Annotated in this window: 2 protein-coding genes and 1 pseudogene; all 3 read left to right on the top strand. The window is 75.3% G+C overall.

Features of this window, described 5'->3' with window-relative positions; translation table 11 throughout:
- A pseudogene (locus tag ABZS66_RS61190) lies at positions 1 to 706 on the top strand (MFS transporter); the annotation flags it as partial.
- Between the two features lie 49 nt (positions 707 to 755).
- Positions 756 to 1,439 (top strand): thymidine kinase, encoded by a 684-nt coding sequence (locus tag ABZS66_RS61185; protein WP_354774128.1) that lies wholly within the window; start codon positions 756 to 758, stop codon positions 1,437 to 1,439.
- 30 nt (positions 1,440 to 1,469) lie between these two features.
- The coding region (locus ABZS66_RS61180; RefSeq protein WP_354774126.1) for an acyl-CoA dehydrogenase family protein at positions 1,470 to 2,952 on the top strand (1,483 nt) is incomplete at its 3' end.

Raw genomic sequence — 2,952 nt, 5'->3', positions numbered from 1 at the left:
CCTGGAGACCGAGTCGCACGTCGACGTGGTCCGGGCGGCGGGGTGCCGGCTCGGGATCGCCGCCCGCGACTACCTGCCGGAGCAGCCGCACCCCGACGCGCCGCCACCGGCCAGCGGGCGGGCCTGGCGGGAACCGCGGACCGTGCTCATCGGGCTGTTCGTGCTCGCGTTCGCGTTCGCCGAGGGCGCCGCCGGCGACTGGATCGGCGTCGCGCTCATCGACGGCCACGGCGCCACCGCCGCCCTGGGCAGCCTCGGCTACGCCGCGTACCTGGCCGCCACCACCGCCGTGCGCTGGTTCGGGGCCAGGCTGCTCGACCGGTACGGGCGCGTCGCCGTCCTGCGGGCCCTCGGCGGGATCACGATCGTCGGGCTGCTGCTGTTCGTGTTCGGTCCGAACCTCGCCGTCGCCCTCGCCGGTGCCCTGCTCTGGGGCGTCGGTACCGCATTCGGCTACCCCGTCGGGATGAGCGCCGGCGCCGACGACCCGGCCCACGCCGCCGCCCGCGTGACGGTCATCTCCACACTGGGGAAGCTGGCGGCGTTCGCCGGGCCGCCCCTGATCGGGATGATCGGCGACCACGTCACCGTCCTGCGGGCCCTGCTGGTCGTCGCCGCACTGCAGGCCGTCGCGGTCCTCATCGCCGGCGCCACCCGGCCGCTGACCACGCCCGAGCCCGTCGCAGCGCCGGTAGGGTCCCACTGAAGTAGGCTTCGCCGTCGTGACGGCAACCGACTCCGACCCCGACTCCTGCGTGGCCGCCGGCGACAGCCGGCTGCGGCGCGGTGGCTCGCTCAAGTTCTTCTACGGGCCCATGGACTGCGGCAAGTCGACCCTTGCGCTGCAGATGGACTACAACCACGCCCGGCAGGGACGGCACGGGATGGTGCTGACCACGATCGACCGGGCCGGGCCCGGGCGGCTCAGCACCCGCATCGGGCTGGGCAAGGAGGCCGTCGAGGTCGACACCGGGCTGGACCTGCGGCGGCTCGTGCGGGACCGGTGGGCGCGCGGGATCCGGGTCGACTACCTCATCTGCGACGAGGCCAGCTTCTACACCGTCGCGCAGATCGAGCAGCTCGCCGACCTCGTCGACACCTCCGACGTCGACGTGTACGCGTTCGGGCTGGCCACCGACTTCCGCACCAGCCTGTTCCCGGCCGCGCAGCGGCTGTTCGAACTGGCCGACGAGGTCACCCGGGTGCAGGTCGAGGTGCTGTGCTGGTGCGGGCGGCCCGGCCTGCTCAACGCCCGCATCGTCGACGGGGTCATCGCCCGCCACGGCGACCAGGTGGTGATCGGCGACACGGCCGACAGTGGCAGTGAGGGCGACGACACCCCCGCCGACGTGCGCTACCAGGTGCTGTGCCGGCGCCACCACCGCACCGGGGACCTCGGGCCGGCCGCCCGCGCCGGTGGGCAGCTCCGACTGGTGTGACCCGGATTACCGGGCGGTAACCTTCGGGGTATGACGCGCTTCACGCAGCAGCCGCCGACGCTCCGCGACCCGTACAGCACCGACCCGCAGCTGCGCGGCTGGCTCGACCGGCTCCTCGGCGACGCCGGCCACGCCGCCGCCAAAGGCCGGCTCGCCGAACTGTCGGCCGAGGTCCTCGGGCCGCTGCGGGCCGCGCACCACGACGCCGAGACCCACCCGCCGGTCCTGACCCGGTTCGACGCGTGGGGCAACCGGATCGAGCGGGTCGACACCGCCGAAGGCTGGCGGGCCCAGCGGGACGCGGCCGCCCGCCACGGCGTCGTCGCCCTGCCCTACCTCGCGGACAGCCGCACCACGTGGGGCGCCGGCGCCCGCGTCGTGCAGCATGCCCTGCTGCACCTGTGGGGCCCGGAGTCGGCGACGTTCAGCTGCCCCGTCGCCATGGCCGACGGCGCGGCCGCGCTGCTGTCGCTGCCAGGAGCGGCGCACCCGGTACACCGGGAATGGCTGGACAGGCTGACGAGCACCGACCCGGCGGTGGCGGTGACCAGCGGGCAGTGGATGACCGAGTCCCAGGGCGGGTCCGACATCGCCCGGTCCACCACCACCGCCCGGCACACCGAACACGGGTGGCGGCTCACCGGCGACAAGTGGTTCTGCTCCGCGATCGACTCGGCGATGGCGATCGCCCTGGCCCGCCCCGACGGCGCCGGCCCCGGCAGCCGCAACCTGGTGCCGTTCCTCGTGCCCCGCTACGACGCCGACGGCGTCGGCCCCGCCGCCGGGCTGCAGGTGCTGCGGCTCAAGGACAAGCTCGGCACCCGGGCCGTGCCGACCGGCGAGGTCCGCCTCGACGACGTGCCCGCGTTCCCCGTCGGCGACCCCGCCCGGCCCGGCCTGCACACGATGATGACGCTCGTCGTCGTCACCCGCCTGCACAACGCCGCCGCCGCGGCGGGCGGGATGCGCCGCGGCCTCGAGTACGCGGTCAGCTACGCGAACGAGCGGACCGTCGCCGGTGGGCTCCTCGCGGCCAACCCGCTGCACCGGGCCACCCTCGGCGGGCTCGCCGTCGACACCGCCGGCGCGTTCGCGCTCGCCGCCCACGCGTTCGCGCTGCTGGGCCGGGCCGAGCACGGGGACACCGACGAACGGCAGGCAGCCGCCGCGGAGCTGCGGCTCGTCGCACCCCTCGCCAAGCTGACCACCGGGCGGCTCGCCCCGGCCGCTGCGAGCGAGTACCTGGAGGCGTTCGGCGGCGCCGGCTACGTCGAGGACACCGGCATCCCGCGGCTGCTGCGCGACGCGCAGGTCCTGCCGATCTGGGAGGGCACGACGAACGTGCTGTCCGTGGACGTCCTGCGGGCCCTCACGTCCGGCGAAGGGGTCCGGCCGCTGGTGCGCCGGTTCGAGGCCGCCGCCGACGCCGCCGTGCACGGGCTGCCCGGCGTCGCCGAGGCCGTCGTAGACCTTGCCCTTCGGGCCGTAGGTCCACGTCTCGAACGTCGACGGG

It is taken from the genome of Dactylosporangium sp. NPDC005572 (genome assembly GCF_040605515.1).
Taxonomy (GTDB): Bacteria; Actinomycetota; Actinomycetes; order Mycobacteriales; family Micromonosporaceae; genus Dactylosporangium.
Note: the sequence above shows the minus strand (reverse complement) of the source record. Positions and strands in the feature narration are given on the sequence as shown.